General features: G+C 71.8%; 17 protein-coding genes. 7 read left to right on the top strand and 10 right to left on the bottom strand.

The genetic code is table 11. The features are described 5' to 3' along the window. Window positions 1-174: 174 nt before the first annotated feature. Entirely contained in the window at window positions 175-882 is a 708-nt protein-coding gene (locus ABFX54_RS39335; RefSeq protein ID WP_346111904.1) for a ThuA domain-containing protein, read from the top strand. Continuing rightward, window positions 867-1,955 carry a Gfo/Idh/MocA family protein gene (locus ABFX54_RS39340; RefSeq protein WP_346111905.1) on the top strand — a complete coding sequence of 363 codons (1,089 nt, stop codon included), beginning with the start codon at window positions 867-869 and terminating at the stop codon, window positions 1,953-1,955. The genes ABFX54_RS39335 and ABFX54_RS39340 overlap by 16 nt, the downstream gene beginning before the upstream one ends. A 64-nt stretch (window positions 1,956-2,019) precedes the next feature. Here ABFX54_RS39340 and ABFX54_RS39345 read toward each other — a convergent pair whose 3' ends face one another. Then, window positions 2,020-2,466 carry a DNA-binding protein gene (locus tag ABFX54_RS39345; protein WP_346111906.1) on the bottom strand — a complete coding sequence of 149 codons (447 nt, stop codon included), beginning with the start codon at window positions 2,464-2,466 and terminating at the stop codon, window positions 2,020-2,022. A 136-nt stretch (window positions 2,467-2,602) separates the two neighbouring features. Then, complete coding sequence (locus tag ABFX54_RS39350) at window positions 2,603-3,553, bottom strand: helix-turn-helix transcriptional regulator (protein WP_346111907.1); 951 nt, start codon at window positions 3,551-3,553, stop codon at window positions 2,603-2,605. A gap of 62 nt (window positions 3,554-3,615) precedes the next feature. Between ABFX54_RS39350 and ABFX54_RS39355 the strand changes: the two genes are divergently transcribed. Continuing rightward, window positions 3,616-4,752, top strand: a complete 1,137-nt coding sequence (locus ABFX54_RS39355; RefSeq protein WP_346111908.1) for an epoxide hydrolase family protein — start codon at window positions 3,616-3,618, stop codon at window positions 4,750-4,752. A gap of 12 nt (window positions 4,753-4,764) precedes the next feature. Here ABFX54_RS39355 and ABFX54_RS39360 read toward each other — a convergent pair whose 3' ends face one another. The 3 genes from ABFX54_RS39360 to ABFX54_RS39370 are packed head-to-tail and all read right to left on the bottom strand — an operon-like array spanning window position 4,765 to window position 7,825. Further along, the gene (locus ABFX54_RS39360) at window positions 4,765-5,583 is read right to left on the bottom strand and encodes a carbohydrate ABC transporter permease (protein WP_346111909.1); all 819 of its coding nucleotides are present in this window, start codon (window positions 5,581-5,583) and stop codon (window positions 4,765-4,767) included. Further along, window positions 5,583-6,524: a carbohydrate ABC transporter permease gene (locus ABFX54_RS39365; RefSeq protein WP_346111910.1), complete on the bottom strand. Its 942-nt coding sequence runs from the start codon at window positions 6,522-6,524 to the stop codon at window positions 5,583-5,585. The genes ABFX54_RS39360 and ABFX54_RS39365 overlap by 1 nt, the downstream gene beginning before the upstream one ends. A 2-nt stretch (window positions 6,525-6,526) precedes the next feature. Continuing rightward, window positions 6,527-7,825 carry an ABC transporter substrate-binding protein gene (locus ABFX54_RS39370; RefSeq protein WP_346111911.1) on the bottom strand — a complete coding sequence of 433 codons (1,299 nt, stop codon included), beginning with the start codon at window positions 7,823-7,825 and terminating at the stop codon, window positions 6,527-6,529. 117 nt (window positions 7,826-7,942) lie between these two features. Here ABFX54_RS39370 and ABFX54_RS39375 point away from each other — a divergent pair, with 117 nt between their 5' ends. Next, window positions 7,943-8,860, top strand: a complete 918-nt coding sequence (locus ABFX54_RS39375; RefSeq protein ID WP_346111912.1) for a carbohydrate kinase family protein — start codon at window positions 7,943-7,945, stop codon at window positions 8,858-8,860. Continuing rightward, on the top strand, window positions 8,857-10,125 hold the full coding sequence (melA, locus tag ABFX54_RS39380; RefSeq protein ID WP_346111914.1) for an alpha-glucosidase/alpha-galactosidase: 1,269 nt from the start codon (window positions 8,857-8,859) through the stop codon (window positions 10,123-10,125). Before ABFX54_RS39375 ends, melA begins: the two co-directional genes overlap by 4 nt. A gap of 49 nt (window positions 10,126-10,174) precedes the next feature. Here the strand turns inward: melA and ABFX54_RS39385 are convergent, their stop codons facing one another. The 3 genes from ABFX54_RS39385 to ABFX54_RS39395 all read right to left on the bottom strand — a co-directional run bounded on the left by ABFX54_RS39385 (window position 10,175) and on the right by ABFX54_RS39395 (window position 13,163). Next, the gene (locus ABFX54_RS39385) at window positions 10,175-10,966 is read right to left on the bottom strand and encodes a DeoR/GlpR family DNA-binding transcription regulator (protein WP_346111915.1); all 792 of its coding nucleotides are present in this window, start codon (window positions 10,964-10,966) and stop codon (window positions 10,175-10,177) included. Beyond that, complete coding sequence (locus tag ABFX54_RS39390; RefSeq protein WP_346111916.1) at window positions 10,963-12,261, bottom strand: family 4 glycosyl hydrolase; 1,299 nt, start codon at window positions 12,259-12,261, stop codon at window positions 10,963-10,965. The genes ABFX54_RS39385 and ABFX54_RS39390 overlap by 4 nt, the downstream gene beginning before the upstream one ends. Before the next feature lie 74 nt (window positions 12,262-12,335). Beyond that, entirely contained in the window at window positions 12,336-13,163 is an 828-nt protein-coding gene (locus ABFX54_RS39395; protein ID WP_346111917.1) for a peptidoglycan recognition protein family protein, read from the bottom strand. Between the two features lie 352 nt (window positions 13,164-13,515). Here ABFX54_RS39395 and ABFX54_RS39400 point away from each other — a divergent pair, with 352 nt between their 5' ends. Next, window positions 13,516-15,279, top strand: coding sequence for a hypothetical protein (locus ABFX54_RS39400; RefSeq protein WP_346111918.1), 1,764 nt, complete (start codon window positions 13,516-13,518; stop codon window positions 15,277-15,279). Window positions 15,280-15,324: 45 nt separating this feature from the next. After that, a complete protein-coding gene (locus ABFX54_RS39405) occupies window positions 15,325-16,380 on the top strand; it encodes a ferritin-like domain-containing protein (protein WP_346111919.1) in 1,056 nt (351 codons plus the stop codon). A gap of 80 nt (window positions 16,381-16,460) precedes the next feature. On the opposite strand, the gene ABFX54_RS39410 is transcribed toward ABFX54_RS39405, so the two are convergent. Both ABFX54_RS39410 and ABFX54_RS39415 read right to left on the bottom strand, forming a co-directional pair. Continuing rightward, window positions 16,461-17,456, bottom strand: coding sequence for a C40 family peptidase (locus tag ABFX54_RS39410; RefSeq protein WP_346111922.1), 996 nt, complete (start codon window positions 17,454-17,456; stop codon window positions 16,461-16,463). Between the two features lie 97 nt (window positions 17,457-17,553). After that, window positions 17,554-18,525, bottom strand: a 972-nt coding sequence (locus tag ABFX54_RS39415) for a LacI family DNA-binding transcriptional regulator (RefSeq protein ID WP_346111921.1), incomplete at its 5' end; no start/stop codon positions are given.

An 18,525-nucleotide genomic window follows, 5' to 3' on the forward strand; every position in this document is an offset into this window, starting at 1 on the left:
CTCGCTGACCAGCCCGTTGTGCGTCGTGCCGCAATCCCGACAATCCCGGCGTCATCGGCAGCAATATCAACGGGAGTTTTCCGCCAGACTCAGACACAATTGGCGAAGTGTGCCGCTTCTATGTCTTTGGCGGCCCACGGCCGATTTATGGTTCATCGAGCGATTGGCGAATGCATGGCGGGCGAGAACACGCGCACGGTCCTCGTGGTGCGGGGCGGCTGGGAAGGGCACGCCCCGGTGGCGGCCACCGACCTCTTCGTACCCTTCCTTGAGAAGAACGGTTTCGAGGTACGGCTGTCCGACAGCCCGGCGCCCTACGCGGACCCCGCGTACATGTCCGGAGTAGACCTCATCGTCCAGTGCTACACCATGGGCAAGATCGAGCCGGCCGAGCTCAAGGGCCTGCGCGCCGCGATCGAGGCGGGCACGGGGATGGCGGGCTGGCACGGCGGGATCGCCGACTCCTACCGCAACTCCTCCGACTACCTGCACCTCATCGGCGGGCAGTTCGCCTGCCACCCCGGCAAGCACCCCGACGACGAGGACGCGGGCACGGAACGGCACAACTTCGTCCCCTACACCGTCAACATGCTCCCCGAGGCGGCCGACCACCCCATCACCCAGGGGATCGCCGACTTCGACCTCGTCACCGAGCAGTACTGGGTGCTGAGCGACGCCTACATCGACGTGCTGGCCACCACGACGCAGAAGGTGCGCCCGTGGGATCCCTGGCACCGGGAGGTGACCTCGCCGGCGATCTGGACCCGGCGATGGGGCAACGGGAAGATCTTCGTCGCCACCCCCGGGCACAGCCTCGACGTCCTGGAGAACGACAGCGTGCGCACGATCATCGAAAGGGGCATGTTGTGGGCCAGCCGGTGAACCTCGGCATCGTGGGCTGCGGGGCCATCTCGGCCCAGTACCTCCAGACCATCGATCGGCTGCCGCAGGTGAACCTGGTGGCGGTGGCCGACCTGGATCTCGACCGGGCGCGGGAGGCGGTGCGGCCGTACGCGGGCGTCGAGGTCCTGAGCGTGCCGGACCTGATGGCGGACGCGCGCATTGACACCGTGCTCAACCTCACGATCCCGGCCGCCCACGCCGAGATCGCGCTCCAGGCCATCGCGGCGGGCAAGCACGTCTACTGCGAGAAGCCCCTCGCCGCGACCGGCGCGGACGCGCGGCGCGTGCTGGAGGCCGCCGCCGAGGCCGGGGTGCGGGTCGGGTGCGCCCCCGACACGGTGCTCGGCACCGGCACGCAGACGGCCCGCGTGGCGATCGACGACGGGCTGATCGGCCGGCCGGTGGCGGCGACGGCGACGATGCTGACGCCCGGGCACGAGCGCTGGCATCCCAACCCCGACTTCTACTACGTGCCGGGCGGCGGGCCGCTCCTCGACATGGGCCCCTACTACATCTCCAGCCTGGTGACCATGCTCGGCCCGGTGGCCACGGTCATCGGGGCGGCCAGCCGTACGCGGTCCAAGCGCACGATCGGCAAGGGCCCGCGCCAGGGCGAGGAGATCCCGGTCCTGGTGGACACCCACGTGACCGGCGTGCTCGTGCACGAGTCCGGCGCGCTGTCGACGCTGGTGATGAGCTTCGACGCGGTGGCGACCAAGGCGCCCAACATCGAGGTGCACGGGGAACTGGGCTCGCTCGTGGTCCCCGACCCCAACCGCTTCGACGGCACCGTGCTGCTGACGCGACTGGGGGAGCAGGAGGCCAGTCCCCTTCCGGTGTCGGCCGGATACGAGGAGGCCGGGCGCGGCGTGGGCCTGATCGACTTCGCCTTCGGCCGCGAGCCCAGGGCGGGCGGCACGCTCGGCATCCACGTGCTCGACATCATGGAATCACTGCTCGCCTCGGCCGAGTCCGGGCGATCGGTGGACGTCGAGAGCACCTGCGAACGCCCCGCCCCGGTGGCGCTGGGCAACTCGGCCACGGCCGGCTGACGACTCCGGCGCGGTGCCGCCCGGACGGCACCGCGCCGCACGTTGCGCTGGGCCTGGGCGGTCGCTACTCCGGCCCGGCCATGTCCTCGTCGGCCGTCGCACGGCCGGCCAGTCTTTCGTGGCGCTGCCTGGCCGCCTGCGCGGTCCGCAGGCCCAGGCCGAACGCGATGTCCTGCCAGGTCATGCCCCGCCCCCTGGCCATCTCCAGCAGCCCGGCCTCCAGCGCGTCCATCTCCGCGCGCATCAGCGGAACGAGGCTCAGCGCCGCGGTGATGTCGGCGTGATCCACCTCCGGCTCGCCGTCCTGCACCTGGGCCGCCCCGCTGAGCAGGAACGACACGAGCCTGACGGCCTCGTGGGCGCCCAGCGCCGAGGGGTGCGCCTGCCTGCCGCGCTGCTCGTCGGTGGCGGCGTGCCGCTCGGAGATGCGGTGCAGGGACGCGTAGACCCGGTGGGCCCGCGCCTGCTCGGGCTGTGGCGCGGCGAAGGGGTCAGAGGAAGAGGGCGACATGCGTTCAACCATGCGGCATGACGCATGTTGTTGTCAACTCATTGTTTTAAACAACTTGTTCAAGCGAGGCGATCTCCCGGAGGTGCCGGAGCTCCTCCGCACCGCCGTCCCCGGCTGACCCGGAATGGAGCCGGCCTCACCGGGACGCCGCCCGGAGACGGTCGGCCAGCGCGCCGACCCGCTCGACCAGCTCGGGCGGATCGCGCACCTCGAACCCGATGTCCATCAGGGCGATCCACACAACGATCTCGTCGAGGGTGTTCGCGCCGCACAGCAGGAGGCAGGTGCGGTCGTCGAGGGGCTCCACCGTCCCCATCGTCGGCGGCATGTGCTCGGCCACGACCTCGGCCGGCGCGTGCATGGCGACGCGCGCCCGGTACCGGTACGGAGCGCTGGAGATCGCGCGGGACAGGTAGGCGGCGAGGTCGTCGTCGGGCGGGTCGCGGGGGACGAAACGTGGCCCGCCCGGCGTCCGCAGCCGCATCCGGTCCACCCGGAACGTGCGCCAGTCGCGCCGCTCGACGTCCCAGCCGACGAGATACCACCGCCGCCCCGAGTGCACGAGCCGGTGGGGCTCGGCGGAACGAACGCTGTCCCTGCCGTCGTGCGAGCGGTAGTCGAACCGCAGTCCCTCATGATCCCGGCAGGCCGCGGCGATGGCGGTCAGCACGCCGGCGTCGACCGGCGCCGCGGCTCCCGTCATGGGCACCGTCATCGACTGGAGCGCGTGCACGCGCCGCCGCAGCCGCGCGGGCAGCACGCGTTCGAGCTTGGCCAGCGCCCGCACGGACGTCTCCTCGATCCCGGCGACCGTGCCGCCGGCGGCCGTGCGCAGCCCCACCGCGATCGCGACCGCCTCGTCGTCGTCGAGCAGCAGCGGGGGCAGGTCGGACCCGGCGCCCAGCCGGTAGCCCGGCGCGCCGGGCGTGGCGTGCACGGGATAGCCCAGCTCGCGCAGCCGGTCCACATCGCGGCGCACGGTGCGCGTGGTGACGCCCAGCCGCTCCGCCAGCTCCGCGCCGGACCAGTCACGATGGGTCTGCAGCAGGGAAAGCAGTCTGAGCAGCCGGGCCGAGGTCTCCAACATGGTCCCATTCTGCCTCCGAGCTAGGACCGTATTCGTCCTAGGCGGCTTCTAACGTCTGAGGCATGACGACCATCGACCCGTTCCGCATCGACATTCCCCAGGCCGACCTGGACGACCTCCGCGACCGGCTGGGCCGCACCCGCTGGCCGGACGAGTTGCCCGGCATCGGCTGGGCCTACGGGGTCCCGACCTCGTACGCGAGGGAACTGGCCGAGTACTGGCGGACCACGTACGACTGGCGCGCGCACGAGGCGGCGCTCAACGCCTACCCGCAGTTCACCACCGAGATCGACCGCCAGACAGTGCATTTCATGCACGTGCGCTCGCCCGAGCCGGACGCGCTCCCGCTGGTCCTCACGCACGGCTGGCCCGGCTCGATCGCCGAGTTCATGCAGATCATCGGCCCGCTCACCGACCCGCGCGCCCACGGCGGCGACCCGGCCGACGCCTTCCACCTGGTGGCGCCCTCCCTGCCGGGCTTCGGGTTCTCCGGCCCCACCCGCGAGACCGGCTGGAACCTGCGCCGGGTGGCCCGCGCCTGGGCCGAGCTGATGCACCGCCTCGGCTACGACCGTTACGGCGCCCAGGGCGGCGACACCGGCGCGCTGGTCTCTCCCGAGCTCGGCCGGGTCGCGCCGGGCAACGTCGCCGGCGTCCACGTCAACGGCGCCCTGGGTTTCCCGTCGTTCGAGCCTGGCGAGACGGAGGGGCTGACGGAGGCGGAGCGGGCCCGGCTGGCCCTCTACACCGACCACGACCGCTCGGGTTACGCCATGATCCAGTCGACCCGCCCGCAGACGCTGGCCTTCGGCCTGCACGACTCTCCCGCGGGTCAGCTGGCCTGGATCGCCGAGAAGTTCAAGGAGTGGACCGACCCCGCCCGCGACCTGCCCGAAGACGCCGTTGACCGCGACCAGCTGCTCACCGACGTCTCCATCTACTGGTTCACCGGCACCGCGGGGTCGTCGGCCCGCCTGTACAAGGAGGGCGCGACCGACTGGGGGCAGCCCGTGGACAAGTCCGACGTCCCCACCGGGGTGGCGGTCTTTCCCGGGGACGCCGGGATCCGCCGCGTCGCCGAGCGCGAGCACAACGTGATCCACTGGTCGGAGTTCGGCCGGGGCGGCCACTTCGCCGCCATGGAGGCGCCGGACCTGCTGGTCGCCGACGTCCGCGCGTTCTTCCGGCTGGTCCGCTGAACCCGGCCCGCCTCACCCCTTCAGGCCGCTGAACGTCATCGTGGCCACGAACTGCCGCTGCGCCACGATGAAGGCGATGATGAGCGGCATCGTCGCCACGACATTGCCGGCCATGAGCAGCGACCACTGCGTGTGCCGGGTGCCCTGGAAGTTGGCCAGGCCGAGCTGGATCGTGTAGATGCTCTCGTCGCTGATCGCGACCAGCGGCCAGATCAGGTCGTTCCACGAGCCCAGCAGGGTGAACACGGTGAGCGTGGCCAGGGCCGGCTTGGCCAGCGGCAGCACCACCCGCCAGAACACCCCGAACGTGGTGCAACCGTCGATGCGGGCCGCGTCCTCCAGCTCGGCGGGCAGCGACAGGAAGAACTGCCGCATGAGGAAGATCCCGAAGGCCGACGCCAGCCACGGCACGAACGCCGCCGCCAGGGTGTCGATCAGGCCGAGCCGGGTGAACATCACGTACGTCGGGATCATCAGCAACTGGGCCGGGATCATGATGGTGGCCAGGATCATCAGGAACCCGGCGTTCTTGCCGAAGAACTTCAGCCGGGCGAAGCCGTAGCCGGCCATCGAGCAGAGCACGAGATGCGCGACCACCGCGATGGTGGACACGATGACGGTGTTGAGCAGCCAGCGCAGCGCCTGCGACTGGCTGAACAGGCCGATGAAGCCGTCGAGCTGCAGCCGGCTCGGGATGAAGCGGGGAGGGAAGCGGTTGATGTCGCCGTCCGGCATGAACGCGGTCAGCACCATCTGCACCAGCGGCAGCGCGAACAGCAGGGCCAGCGGCATCAGCAGCAGATGCCAGGGGCTGAACGGCAGACGTCTCATCAGAAGGCCTCGATCTTGCTGCGCCGGGAGTAGAGGATCATCCCGACGGTGATCAGCATGGTCACGGCGAACAGCCCGTAGGCGACGGCCGAGCCGTAGCCGAACTTCGTGAGCTTGAACGCCTGGGTGTAGACGTAGTACACGATCGTCTGCGTCGCCCCCAGCGGACCGCCTCTGGTCGTGGTGAAGACCAGGTCGAAGAGCTGCAGCGCGGTGATCGTCTGCCAGATGGAGGTGAACACCGTGACCGGCCCGAGCGCGGGCAGCGTGACGTGCCGGAAGACCTGCCAGCGGTTGGCGCCGTCCATGCGGGCCGCCTCGACCACGTCCTTGGGGATGTCCTGCAGCGCGGCCAGGTAGACGACCACGGTGAAGCCGACCTGCCCCCACAGCGCGATCAGGCAGATCACGGCCAGCGCCTGCGACTGGCTCTCCAGGAACTGCTGCTGCGGCAGGCCGAGCACGCGCAGGAGGCTGTTGGCGGCGCCGTACTGGGGGTTGAAGACGAAGCTGGCCAGGATGCCGGTCGCCGCCGCCGAGGCGACGAAGGGGATGAAGATGCACGTACGGTAGAAGCCGACCAGCTTGATCGGCCGGTTGAGCGCGACGGCGACGAGCATCCCGAGGAAGATCGACGACGGCACGAACAGCACGGTGAACACCAGCGTGTGCTGGACCGCCGCGAAGAGATCGGGGTCCTGGGCCATGAACTGGTAGTTGAGCAGGCCGATGGGCTTGGCCGGGGCGATGCCGTTCCACTTCTGCAGCGAGATGAGGAACGCCCACGCCGCGGGGAAGATCGACAGGCCCACCACCAGCGCGGTGGCGGGGCCCGCGAACCCCCAGCCGACCAGGGTGCGGTGCAGCCACCGCACCCTGCCGGACGGGATCGCCGCGCGGTGGGCGGTGCTCTGGCGCCGCCCGGCGAACAGCAGCGACATGGTCAGCCTCCGGCCAGCGCCTGGGCCGACTTGGTCGCGGCCTCGTCCAGCGCCGCCTTCGGCGCGGACGCGCCCTGCAGCACCTTGGCGATGGCTTCCCCGACATGTCGCGACATTTCCACGTATCCGCTGACGGTGGGCCGGGCCTGCTTCGCGTTGGCCATGTTCGCGACCATCTTCTCCACGCCCGGGTACTCCTTGACGTAGTCCTGGTAGGCGGGCAGGGACGTCTCGGAGGTCCGCAGCGGCAGGTTGCCCTGGACCAGGTTCCACCGGGAGTCGCCCTCGGCCGAGGTGAGCCACTTGATCAGCTCGAACGACCAGTAGGCCCGGTTGGCGTCACCGTTGTCGAACAGCGTCCACAGGTCGGGGCCCGAGACCGTCTGGTGATCGCCGTTCGTGCCGGGCAGGAAGGCCACGCCGTAGTCGGTCTTCTTCTGCTTCAGGTCGAACAGCGTCCACGGCCCATTGATGATCATCCCGATCCGGCCGTCCCCGAACAGCGGCGCGTAGCGCTCGTCGGTCTGGTCGAGGTAGACGCTCTTGTCGTCCACCGCCATCGCCCGCAGGAACTCCAGCGCGTCCACCCCGGCCTGGCCGTTGAACGCGGCCTGCTTCTGGTCCTGCGACAGGATGGCGCCGCCGCGTTGCCACAGCAGCGGCCAGAAGTGCCAGGTGGTGTCCTCGGAGCCGCTCACCGAGTACGCCGTCCCGTAGATCTTCGCCGCCGGGTCGGTGAGCTTCTTGGCGGCCGCCCTGAAGTCGTCCCACGTCCACTCGTCGGTCGGGTACGGCACCCCCTTGGCGTCGAAGAGCTTCTTGTTGTAGAGCAGCGAGAGGTTGTCCACGATCGCGGGGAAGCCGATGACCTGGCCGTTCGGCGTCGCGGTGGCACGGGCGGAGGCGGCGAACTCGTCCCACTTGACCGCCGGGTCCTTCACCTTCTCCGTCAGGTCCAGGGTCTTGCCCGACTCCTGGAGCTGCGACGCCCAGTTCCCGAAAGAGTACGAAATATCGGGGTAGACGCCGCTGGCGAAACCGGCGGACAGCTTCTGCAGCAGCTCGTCGGTGGTGGACGCCCCCGAGGAGACGTCGATGGTCACGTTGGGGTGCTTCTTGGTGAACTCCGCCGCCAGACCCTCCAGGATCTTCTCTGCGTCGGCTGTCTGGCCCGTCCACCAGGTGAGCTTCACCTTCGCCTGCGGGTCCACCGTCTTGGCGCCCTCCTGGGGCGACCCCCCGCAGCCGGCGGCCGCCAGGATGATCGCCGTGACCAGGGCCACCGCGGTTCTTCTTCGCACTGTGGATGCTCCTCCCGGAATGTTGGAGCCAATCATGGTTACTTTCGAAGTCTTGTCAATACCTTCGAAAAAGCGCAAGGCTTGACAAGGTTTCACAACTCCTGGGACCGTGCCGTGGTGTCCAGAACGACCTTCGACCTTCTTGTCGTCGGCGACGCCAACCCGGACGTGATCGTGTCGGGTTCGCCTCGCCACCCCGAGTTCGGCCAGCGTGAGCAGCTCGTCCCCGCCGCCGGCCTGGTGCTCGGCGGCTCCGGCGCCATCACCGCGTACGGCGCCGCCCGGCTCGGCCTGCGCACCGCGTTCGTCGGGCGAGTGGGGGACGATCCCGCCGGGGCCTTCGTCCTGGACGCCCTGCGCGCCGGCGGTGTGGACGTGTCCGCCTGCGTCGTCGACCCCGCGGTGCCCACCGCCATGACGGTGGCGCTGGTGGACGGCGACGACCGGGCCATCCTCACCGCCCCCGGCTGCCTGGACCGGCTCGGCGCGGCCGACGTGCCGCCGGGGCTGCTGGAGCGGGCCGCCCACGAGGTCGTGTCGTCGTACTTCCTGCAGCCGCTGCTGGCGGCCGGGCTGTTCGTGCTGTTCGGGCTGGCCAGGGCCGCGGGCGCGTCCACCTCCCTCGACACCAACGACGACCCGGCGGGCCGCTGGGCCGGCCTGGAGGACGTCCTCCCCGTCACCGACGTGCTCCTGCCGAACGAGCCGGAGGCCCTGGCCATCGCCCGCGCCACCACGCTGGAGCAGGCCGTCAGGGAGCTGGCCGACCGAGGCACGCTGCCCGTGGTCAAGCGGGGCGAGCGGGGCGCGGTCGCCTTCGCCGACGGCGAGCTCGTCGAGATCCCGGCCCCGCCCGCCACCGTCGTGGACGCCGTCGGCGCGGGAGACAGCTTCGACGCCGGCCTGCTCGCCGCGCTCCTGCGCGGACGCCCGCTGCGCCAGGCCATGACGGTGGCCGTGGCCTGCGGCACCCTTTCCACCCGTGCCGCCGGGGGCACCGCGGCCCAGCCCACCTGGGAGGAAGCAACAGCATGAAGAAGATCGTGTTCGTCGGCGCGGGAAGCGTGGTCTTCACCCACGGGCTGCTCGCCGACCTGGTCAAGTTCCCCGAGCTGCGGGGCATGCGCATCGCCCTGCACGACATCGACCCCGAGCGCCTCCAGGTGGCCGAGGCCGTGGCCCGCCGCATCACCGGCGACGCCGCCACCGTCACCGCCCACCTCGACCGGCGCGAGGCGCTCGACGGCGCCGACTTCGTGATCAACATGGTCCAGGTCGGCGGCTACGACGCCACCGTCACCGACTTCGAGATCCCCGCCAGGTACGGGCTGCGCCAGACCATCGCCGACACCATCGGCGCGGGCGGCATCTTCCGCGCCCTGCGCACGTTCCCGCTGCTCGACGCGCTGGCGGCGGACATCGGCGCGGTCTGCCCCGACGCGCTCCTGCTCAACTACACCAACCCGATGGCCATGAACGTCTGGTACCTGTCGGGCAAGGTGAAGAACGTCGTCGGCCTGTGCCACTCGGTCTACTGGACCATGCGGGACCTGGCCGAGCTGGTGAACGTGCCGTACGAGGAGATCACCTACCTCGCGGCCGGCGTCAACCACCAGGCGTGGGTGCTGCGCTTCGAGCGCGACGGCCGGGACCTCTACCCGCTCCTCGACGTGGACGACCCACAGCTGCGCCGCCGGGTGCGGGTGGACATGTACCGGCGGCTCGGCTACTACCCGACCGAGACCAGCGAGCACTCCGCCGAGTACGTGCCCTGGCTGATGCACCACGACTCCGAGATCGACCGGCTGCGCATCCCGGTCGGGGAGTACCTGCGGGTCAGCGAGGAGAACCTGGCCGAGTACAAGCGCACCCGCGACCTCGTCCGGCACGGCGGTGAGCTGGACATCGCCGGCACCGACGAGTACGCCCCCCAGATCATCCACAGCATCGTCACCGGCACCCCCCGCGTCGTCTACGGCAACGTCGTCAACGACGGGCTCATCTCGAACCTGCCGCACGGCTGCGTGGTGGAGGTGCCCTGCGTGGCCGACGCGACGGGCGTCAGGCCGACCGCGGTCGGTGCTCTGCCCCCGCAACTCGCCGCTCTGAACAGGACTTATGTCAGCGTCAATGAGCTCACTGTACGTGCCGCGCTGGAAGGAGAGCCCCGCCACGTCAGGCACGCGCTGATGATCGACCCCAACACCGCCGCGTCACTTCCGCTGGAGGACATCTGGCGTATGGCGGACGAACTGACCCGCGCTCACGGCGACCTCCTCCCGGAGGCCCTGCGCGGGTGACCCCGGTGCTCGGCGGGTGATGTCGGTGCCGAGGGGGTGAGCCCGGCGCTCAGCGGGCGATCTCGACCTCCAGGCCCTTGTCCCTGAGCGCCGCCACGCACTCCGGGTCGGCCGACTCGCCGGTGATCAGCAGGTCGATCTCGCCGATCGCGCAGATCGGCGCCATCTCCACCACGCCCAGCTTGGACGCGTCCGCGACCAGGATCTTCCTGGCCGCGGCGCGCAACATGCGCTGCTTCATCTCCGCGTCGGGCAGGCTCACGTTGGTCACCCCGCCCGCGGCGTCCACGCCGCCGCAGCCCAGGATGACGGTGTGGGCCCTGATGCCCTCCAGCAGCTTGCCGCCCAGCGGGTCGACCAGCGAGTGCTGCTGGCGGCGCAGGCTGCCGCCGGTCACCACGACCGAGATCCTGGGCAGCGCGGGCTCCAGCTCCAGCGCCGTGCGCAGCCCGTTGGTGAACACCGTCACCTCGGTCAGGTCGGAGCGCGCGACCAGCTCCCTGGCCACGTAGGAGGTCGTGGTGCCGGCCCCCATCAGCACGCTCTCGCCCGAGCCGACCAGCCGGGCGGCGATCTTCCCGATGAGCGACTTCTCCACCGCCGCCGTGCCCAGCGACAGCTCGAACGACGGCTCGACGTGCGGCGCGGGCCCGGCCGACACGGCGCCGCCGCGTACCCGGCGCACCCGGCCCTGCTCCTCCAGCGCGTCGAGGTCCGCGCGGACGGTCACACTGGACACCCCGAACGCCTCGGCCAGCTCGGCGACCCTGGCGAACTCCTGCTCGGTGAGCAGCGCCAGCATGCGCTCGCGCCGCACCTCGGTCGGCATCGACTCGCTCATGCACGGACCGCCGGCGGCAGCAGGTCGCCGTGCGCCTCGATCAGCTCGTCGCACAGCCGCTCGATCGCGGGCAGCGGCAGCGTGGCCGCCGTGTTCGGGTCGAGCATCGCGGCGTGGTAGACGTGCGAGCGCTCGCCGTCGAGGGCGGCGCGCACGGTCAGCTCGACCACGTTGAGGAAGGTCCGGTTGAGCGCGGCGAGCTGCACGGGCAGGTCGCCCACGGCCCGGGGGCGCACCCCGCCCGCGCCGACGTCGGCCGGCACCTCCACACAGCTGCCCTCGGGCAGGTTGCCGATCAGCCCCCGGTTGGCCACGTTGACGTGGATCTCCTTCTCCTCGCCGGTCAGCATGGCCAGGATCGCCGCCGCGGCGGGCTCCTGGTGCTGCCAGCGGATCAGCAGCGGGTGACCGGCGGACAGGGCCCGCCGCGTCTCCTCGTACAGGTGCAGGCTCTTGCCGACCCGGCGCAGGTATTCCTCGACCGGCACGCCGAGCCTGGCGGTCTCGTCGGGGTGACGCATGATCCAGGGCACGTATTCGGCGGCGTGCTCGCTCGACTGCGTGGGGAAGTAGCCGAAGGTGCGGTAGAGCTCGGCGCGGACGTGCCGCTTGAGCTGCGGGTCGGCGTCGAGCACCGCGTCGAGCTCCGGGTAGAGCGAGCGCCCGCCCGCCTCGAAGCGCAGCACGAACGACTGGTGGTTGAGGCCCGCGCTGAGGAAGCTCACCTCGTCCTCGTCGCGGCCCACCAGGTCGGCCAGGTACGCGTGCGTGTCGCACACCGAGTGGCAGAGCCCGGCGAACCGCTCGAACCCCGTCGCCTCGTGCACCGCCCACCCGGTCATCGCCATCGGGTCGCTGCAGCTCAGCAGCCACGCGTCGGGGCACTCCTCGGCCATCTGCGCGGCCAGCTCGACCAGCACGGGTATCGTGCGCAGCCCGCGGAAGACGCCGCCGATGCCGATCGTGTCGCCGATGGTCTGGCGCAGGCCGTAGCGGTGGGGGATCTCGAAGTCGCGCAGCGTCGCCTCGAACCCTCCGACGTCGAGGTGGGCGACGACGAACCCGGCGCCCTTGAGCGCCTGCCGGCGGTCGAACACGCTGCGGATCTTCGCGTCCGCCCGCGCCTCGGCGTCGAGCGCGCGCACGAGCCGCTCGGTGGTCGCCAGCCGGCCGGGGTCGTCGTCGTGCAGCACGATTTCCAGCTCGCCGCGCAGCGAGGGGGTGAGCATCAGGGCGGAGGCGACGCGGCGCGTCAGCTCCACGTCACCGACCCCGATGAAGACGATCCGCGCCATCCCCGAAGTATGGCACGCCCCCCGCCGCGGGCCCGTCCCGCCCGTTTGCGGCAGGGCTCAGGCTCCGGGGCCGGCTACACGCGCAGCAGCGGCCCCCACGTCGCGGGCCCGACGAGGCCGTCCTCGTCGATGCCCTCGGCCCGCTGGAAGCCGCGGACCAGCTCCACCAGCCCGTTGTCGCACTGCGTGGTCTTCAGCCAGCCCTCCAGGCCGTCCTGGATGCCGGCGTACGCGGCCGGTGGCACGTGCCCTCGCGCGAACAGGCAGCCTCTGACGGTCTTGACGTCGAAGTTGTCGTCACCGGGCTTGATCAGCGGGAGCTCTCTCAAGATCTCCTCCGTCCAGGATGGGGTGGATGGTCCGGGCGCGGGCACGGGCCCGCCGTTGATCAGGGTGGCGACGGCCGCCCTGAAGGCGTTCATGTCGATGGAGTGGGGGTCGGGCTTGGAGGTGTTGACCTCACGGTGCGCCTTGACCCGCGAGGCGGGCAGCCCGAACGCCCGGCACAGCTCGGCGCAGAGTTTCCGGTAGGCGTCCAGCTGGACCTCCGGCCACGGCTGGGAGCCGTCGTTCTCCGCCTCGATGCCGATCGAGCTGGAGTTGTCGTGCCGCGGCGAGGTCGAGGGGGCGTTGTGCCAGCAGCGCCCGGCGGCGATGACGTAGATGCCCCCCGACCTGCCCAGGCCGAAGTGCGACAGCGGCCCGTCGAGCCCGGGGCGGCCGTCGCGCACCACCGCGAGCGAGGGGTAGTCGCCGCCTCCGGCCGGTCCGGCGGTGTGATGGCAGACGATGCCCCGCACCTCCGGCTGCGGCCCGTGGCCGCGGGTCTTCCAGCCGCCCACCTCGGTCACGGGGCGCCCGGTGCGGCGGGCGACGTCGGCGAGCTGGGTCAGGAAGGGCATCGGGTACCTCCGTCATGTGTCTCGATGAGTCTCACAACCTTCGATTGACGATTGGTGTCCGCTCGATTGCGGTATGTGATCATTGCTGGGAGCGCGCATGATCGTGGCCTCGGCTCGCGGTCGTCGCGGGCGGGCGCTTACAGATCATTAGCATGCCGTACCCGAGCGCAGCCGGAAAAGTCGCGAAGAATCCGGCAGTGCGGCCCGGAGAACGGTTCCTGAGGTCTATCCCTGAGGGCAGTCTCAGGACCGGCGCGGCCGTCTCAGTGTGTGGTGGGAGCTGAAGGGGACGGATCCCGATTTCAGCGTCCTTCGCACGATCCGATACCGAACGGACAGGGGGAGCGCCACGATGAGCCATCTCGACAGCCCGCGCGTCACCTTCGCGGGCCGGTTCCTCAGCGACGTGCCGACCATGAACAACGACCCGTCCTCCTTCGGCTCGGGCGGCGTGCCGGATCCGGGCTGGAACCCGTACGGCGGCGGCACGTTCGACCTGCTCGGCTGCGTGGTCGACGGAGGGGAGAGCGCGCCCGGCGCGCCGCTGCCGGCGGACGACCCGGCCTTCGGGCTGGTCGTGGCCGCCACCCGCGACCGGGCCGCCGCCAAGCTCGCCGACCTCGACCCCGACTGGCAGTTCTCCACCGAGATCTGGGGGCTGACCGTCCGCCTCACCGGCCACGGCGGCGAGACGCTGCTGTCCGGCCGCTACCGGCCCGCCGCCTTCCGCGACCTGTGGCAGCGCGTCCCCGGCGACGGCTTCGGCGGGCTGGGCGCCTCGTGGATCTCCGTCCTGGAGGACGTCGAGTACGGCCCGGGCGCCGGCTCCGTCCCCGTGCTGGCCGCCATGCGCGAGGCGTCGCCGCAGCGGCTGTCGATCGGCCTCAACGTGTACGGGATCGACGCCAGGCGCGGCGGAGTCACCTTCGCGACCGGCAGGCTCACCGGCTGCGTCGGGCCGTGGCGGGCGGGGGAGCCGATGTCGTTCGTCGCCGGCCGCCGCCTCGACGGGGGCATGCTGACCGAGGACGTCCCGATCGCCGCGGCCATCGCCGCCGGGACCGGCGACCGGCTCGTGCTCGACCTCGGCAACGCCTACCCGCTCGCCGGCGCGACCGGGACCGTGCACCCCGCGGCGGCCGCGATCGGCGTCGCCGTCCTGCCCGGCGAGGACGTGGCGGCGGGCGACGTCCTCCCTCCGGGCGCCGGGCTCGACCTCGGCACGGTCTCGCTGCTCCCGGACCTCCCGCCCGCGGGCGTCGTCTCGCTCCCGCTCACTCCCGAAGCCGCCCGAGCGCTCGCCCGGCGCCCCCTCGCGCTGGTCACGCCCGCACCGGATGGCGGCCTGCTCGTCGTCTCCAGGGAGGTCGCGGACGGCCTGTACGTCAGGGCCGACGACTTCGTGCACCGCGTCGAGGCCGGCGCCTCGGCCACGGCCACCCTGCACGCGCGGCGCCGCGGCGCGCCCGCCGCCGGCCTGAGCATCCACCTCGCCTCCGCCCAGGGCCCCGGCGCCGTGCTCACCGGACCCGCCACCGTCGAGACCGGACCCGGCGGCACCGCCACCGTGACGTTCTCGGCCGGAGACCCGGGCAACCCGCGCGGCGCGCTCGACGGCGTCGTCGAACAGGTCGGATACAGCACGCGCGTCACCGAGGACGGTGAGCTCGACCTCGACGGCTCCGGCCTCGACCCGAGGTTCGACGTGATCGTGGCCCACGTGCGCGACGCCCACCTCCCGCCCGCGGACGAGGACCTCGAACGCGAGGTGCGGCGCCTCCTGGCCCCCTACGCCCTGCACTATCCGATCATGGGCGAGCATCTGGTGAACCTCGGCGACCTGGAGTCCGTCAAGCCCTGGCGGGCCGCCATGCTGCTGGCGCTGTCGCGCGACATCACCGACCCCAACCACATGCCCGTCACCCGCGACCTGTCCGAGCCGAAGCGGGCCACGATCCTGCGCTGGCTGCGCGGGCTGCCCACCGGCCCCAGGGCCATGGCGCGCGCCGTGCCGGGGCGGGCGGAGCGGGAGTCCGTCGCCAAGACGACGGCCGCGCACGAGAGCGCGGAACGGATCAGGAGGCGGTTCGACCGGGCCGCCGAAGGGAGCGAGTGACCGATGCCGAGGACCGACCGCGCCGCAGAGGGGAGTGACTGACCGATGCTGAGGATCGATCGCGCCGCCGTCGACGAGTTGGCCAGGGCGCAGCAGCCCGCCGACCTCGTCCCACGGGTCCAGGACGCCGTCCGGCTGGAGTTCGCCACCATCCCGCCGTACCTCACCGCCATGCTGTCGCTCAAGCCGGGCCGCAACCGCGACATCTGGTGGGCCGTGCACGACGTCGTCGTGGACGAGATGCTGCACCTGCTCATCGGGTGCAACCTGCTCAACGCCCTCGGCGCCAGGCCGGCGCTCGACGCGCCCGGCTTCGTCACCGAATATCCGGGGCCGCTGCCGCTCGGCATCGGTGAGGACCTCGTCGTCGGGCTCGAACCGTTCTCCCTCGGGCTCATGGAGTCGGTGTTCATGCGGATCGAGGAGCCGGAGAACCCGCTCGTGTTCCGGCGGGCGGACGGGGTGGCCGAGCCGCCGGAGTTCGCCACGATCGGCGAGTTCTACCGCACGCTGTCCGACGCGCTGCTCGCCCTGCCTCAGGAGGTCCTGCCCGGCGACGTGCGGCGGCAGGTGGTCGCGCCCGCGTGGTTCGGCGCCGACCGGCTCTTCCCGATCAGGACCACCAAAGACGCCGCCCGCGCCATCGGGCTCATCGTGGAGGAGGGCGAGGGCACGCCGGACTCGCCGGTCGATCCCGACGGTGACATCGCCCACTACTACCGTTTCGCCGCCATCGCCAAGGGCCGCCGCCTGGTGCGCGACCCCTCCGCGCCTGAGGGCTTCTCCTACAGCGGCGATCCGTACCCCTTCGACGCCGACGGCGTGTGGCCGCTCACGCCCAACCAGCGGCCCGCCGACCTCGACCCGGAGAGCGAGGCGTGGCGGCGCGTGCACCAGTTCAGGGTGACGTTCACCCGGCTGCTGGACGCGCTGCAGCGCTGCGTGGACGGCGATCCAGGGCATCTCGACGCGGCGATGGGCGTCATGTTCGAGCTGAAGCTGGCCGGGCAGATGCTGGCCACCGTGCCGGTGCCGGCCGGCGGTGTGCCGACCGGGCGGCACGCGGGGCCGGTGTTCACCCGCGCGCCCGTCAACCTGTAGCGGGGCGCCGTTCGGGGACGTCGCCCGGACGCGGCCGTCAGCATGCGTCAGGTCGCGGTGGTCAGCAGGGGTCAAGGGCCTCAGGGGCGGACCGCGCCGATGAGGCGGTTGCGCCAGTAGTCGTCGAGCACGACCACCTTGACGACGTCCCCGGTCTGCGGCGCGTGCACCATCTTGCCGTCGCCCACGTACAGGCCCATGTGCCCGAGCCCTCTGCTGAACAGCAGGTCGCCGGGCTGCGCCTGGCTCACCGGGACGCGCCGGGCGGCGCCCCAGGCCCACTGCGTGTACGTGGTGCGGGGCAGTTGCACACCGGCCGCGCGCCAGGCCGCCTGGGCCAGGCCCGAGCAGTCCCACGAGCCCGGCCCCGTGCCGCCGAACCGGTACGGCTTGCCGACCTGCCCGAACGCGAACTGCAGCGCCTCGCGGGCGTTGCCTGAGGCGGGGCCGGTGTAGGTGATGCCGGTGCTGCGCGGGTTGCCGGTCTTGAAGGCGCCCAGCCTGCGCAGCAGCTTCGTCTGCTCGCCGACGAGCTTCTCCACCTTCGCCTTCTCCTCGCGCACGTCGTCGCGCGCGCTCTCCGCCTCGGCCAGCACGCCCTTGGCCGCGTCGCGCCGCCGGCGCAGGTCCTCGGTCGCGCTGTGGAAGGCGCGCACCTTGGCCGCCCGGTCCTGCATGATCTGCTCCAGCGAGGCCATGCCGCCGAGCATCGCCGTGGGGTCGCCCTGGACCACGTACCGCTGCCAGCCGAGCGGGCCGCCCATCTGGTAGTCGTTGAGCGCCAGCTCGGCCACCTCGCCGCGCAGCGCCTCGGCCTGCGCCTGCTTGGCGCGCAGCTCGGCGTCCAGCGTCTCGTACTTCTTCCTGGCCTTGCGATAGGTCTCCGTGGCCTGGTTGAAGCGCTCGACGAGCCGGTCGGCCTGCTCGTTCAGCTTGACCAGCTTGGCCCTGGCCTGGGCGGGGGTGGGGTCGGCCAGCGCGGTGACGGGCACGGCCATGGTGCCCGTCACCGCCACCGCGACGGCCACCGTCAGGGTCACGGTCATGGCGCCCGCCATCCGTCCGAGCCCGGCCATCGTCACCGTCCCGCCTCCTCCGCGTCGCCTCGTCCTTCGCTTCGTGAGGAGGTACGCAGGATGCTCCGCCGATGTTCAGCCGCCGGGGGAGCGGTGTCTAGGACGGCGCGGGGCCGGTGCTGTCGCGGACGAGCAAACGGGGCTGGTAGCGCACGTTGTAGCCGCCGCTCTCGCCGTTCATCAGCGCCCAGAGCCGCTCCCACGCCTGCCGGCCCAGCTCGTTCGCCGGAATGGACACCGTGGTCAGCGGCGGCGAGGTGTAGCGGGCGAAGGCGATGTCGTCGAACCCGGTGACCGAGACCTCGCCGGGCACCCGTACGTTCAGCTCGCGCAGGCCGGTCAGCACGCCCGAGGCCACCATGTCGTTGAAGCCCACGACCGCGGTGGCCCCGCACTCCACCACCGCGGCGGCGGCGGCGTGGCCGTGGTCGAACATCGACCCGCACGGCAGCACGGTCAGCTCCAGCCCGGGGGCGGCGCGCAGCGCGGCCAGCCGCTCGGCGTTGCCCGCGCTGGCGGGCGGGCCGGCCAGGTAGGCCAGGCGGCGATGGCCCAGCGCGGTGAGGTGGGCCACGATCTCGCCGATGCCGGCGCGGTTGTCGATCGACAGCGACGGCGCGCCCAGCCCGGCGACCTCCCGGTAGACCAGCACGAACGGCGCCAGCCGCTCGCTCAGCTCACGCAGCCGCTCGTCCGGCGTCCTGGGGGAGGCCAGCACGAGCCCGTCGCAGTTGCGCCGCGCCTCCAGCGCCAGGACCACCTCCTCCTCCGGGTCCTCGTCCGACTCGACCACCAGCAACTGGCAGCCCGCCTTGCCCGCGGCCTGGCTGAGCCCGCGCAGCACGTTCTGGAACAGCGGGTTGGACAGGTCGGGGACCACCAGCGCGACGGTGCCCGTGCGGCCGAGCGCGAGCCTGCGCGCGGCCGCGCTCGGCTCGTAGCCGAGCGCCTCGGCGGCGGCCCTGACCCTGGCGGCCAGCTCGGGATGCACGCTCGGCGAGCCGTTCATGACCCGCGACACCGTGGCCCGCGAGACCCCGGCGGCCGCGGCGACGCTGCTGATCGTGGC

This window comes from Nonomuraea maheshkhaliensis (assembly GCF_039529435.1).
Lineage (GTDB): Bacteria > Actinomycetota > Actinomycetes > Streptosporangiales > Streptosporangiaceae > Nonomuraea > Nonomuraea maheshkhaliensis.

What these genes read in the sequence shown, in the direction of transcription:
- ABFX54_RS39335 (WP_346111904.1), top strand. Translation starts at nt 175, where the DNA reads ATGGCGGGCGAGAACACGCGCACGGTCCTCGTGGTGCGGGGCGGCTGG.
- ABFX54_RS39345 (WP_346111906.1), bottom strand. Translation starts at nt 2,466, where the DNA reads ATGTCGCCCTCTTCCTCTGACCCCTTCGCCGCGCCACAGCCCGAGCAG.
- ABFX54_RS39350 (WP_346111907.1), bottom strand. Translation starts at nt 3,553, where the DNA reads ATGTTGGAGACCTCGGCCCGGCTGCTCAGACTGCTTTCCCTGCTGCAG.
- ABFX54_RS39355 (WP_346111908.1), top strand. Translation starts at nt 3,616, where the DNA reads ATGACGACCATCGACCCGTTCCGCATCGACATTCCCCAGGCCGACCTG.
- ABFX54_RS39360 (WP_346111909.1), bottom strand. Translation starts at nt 5,583, where the DNA reads ATGAGACGTCTGCCGTTCAGCCCCTGGCATCTGCTGCTGATGCCGCTG.
- ABFX54_RS39365 (WP_346111910.1), bottom strand. Translation starts at nt 6,524, where the DNA reads ATGTCGCTGCTGTTCGCCGGGCGGCGCCAGAGCACCGCCCACCGCGCG.
- melA (WP_346111914.1), top strand. Translation starts at nt 8,857, where the DNA reads ATGAAGAAGATCGTGTTCGTCGGCGCGGGAAGCGTGGTCTTCACCCAC.
- ABFX54_RS39385 (WP_346111915.1), bottom strand. Translation starts at nt 10,966, where the DNA reads ATGAGCGAGTCGATGCCGACCGAGGTGCGGCGCGAGCGCATGCTGGCG.
- ABFX54_RS39390 (WP_346111916.1), bottom strand. Translation starts at nt 12,261, where the DNA reads ATGGCGCGGATCGTCTTCATCGGGGTCGGTGACGTGGAGCTGACGCGC.
- ABFX54_RS39395 (WP_346111917.1), bottom strand. Translation starts at nt 13,163, where the DNA reads ATGCCCTTCCTGACCCAGCTCGCCGACGTCGCCCGCCGCACCGGGCGC.
- ABFX54_RS39400 (WP_346111918.1), top strand. Translation starts at nt 13,516, where the DNA reads ATGAGCCATCTCGACAGCCCGCGCGTCACCTTCGCGGGCCGGTTCCTC.
- ABFX54_RS39405 (WP_346111919.1), top strand. Translation starts at nt 15,325, where the DNA reads ATGCTGAGGATCGATCGCGCCGCCGTCGACGAGTTGGCCAGGGCGCAG.
- ABFX54_RS39410 (WP_346111922.1), bottom strand. Translation starts at nt 17,456, where the DNA reads ATGGCCGGGCTCGGACGGATGGCGGGCGCCATGACCGTGACCCTGACG.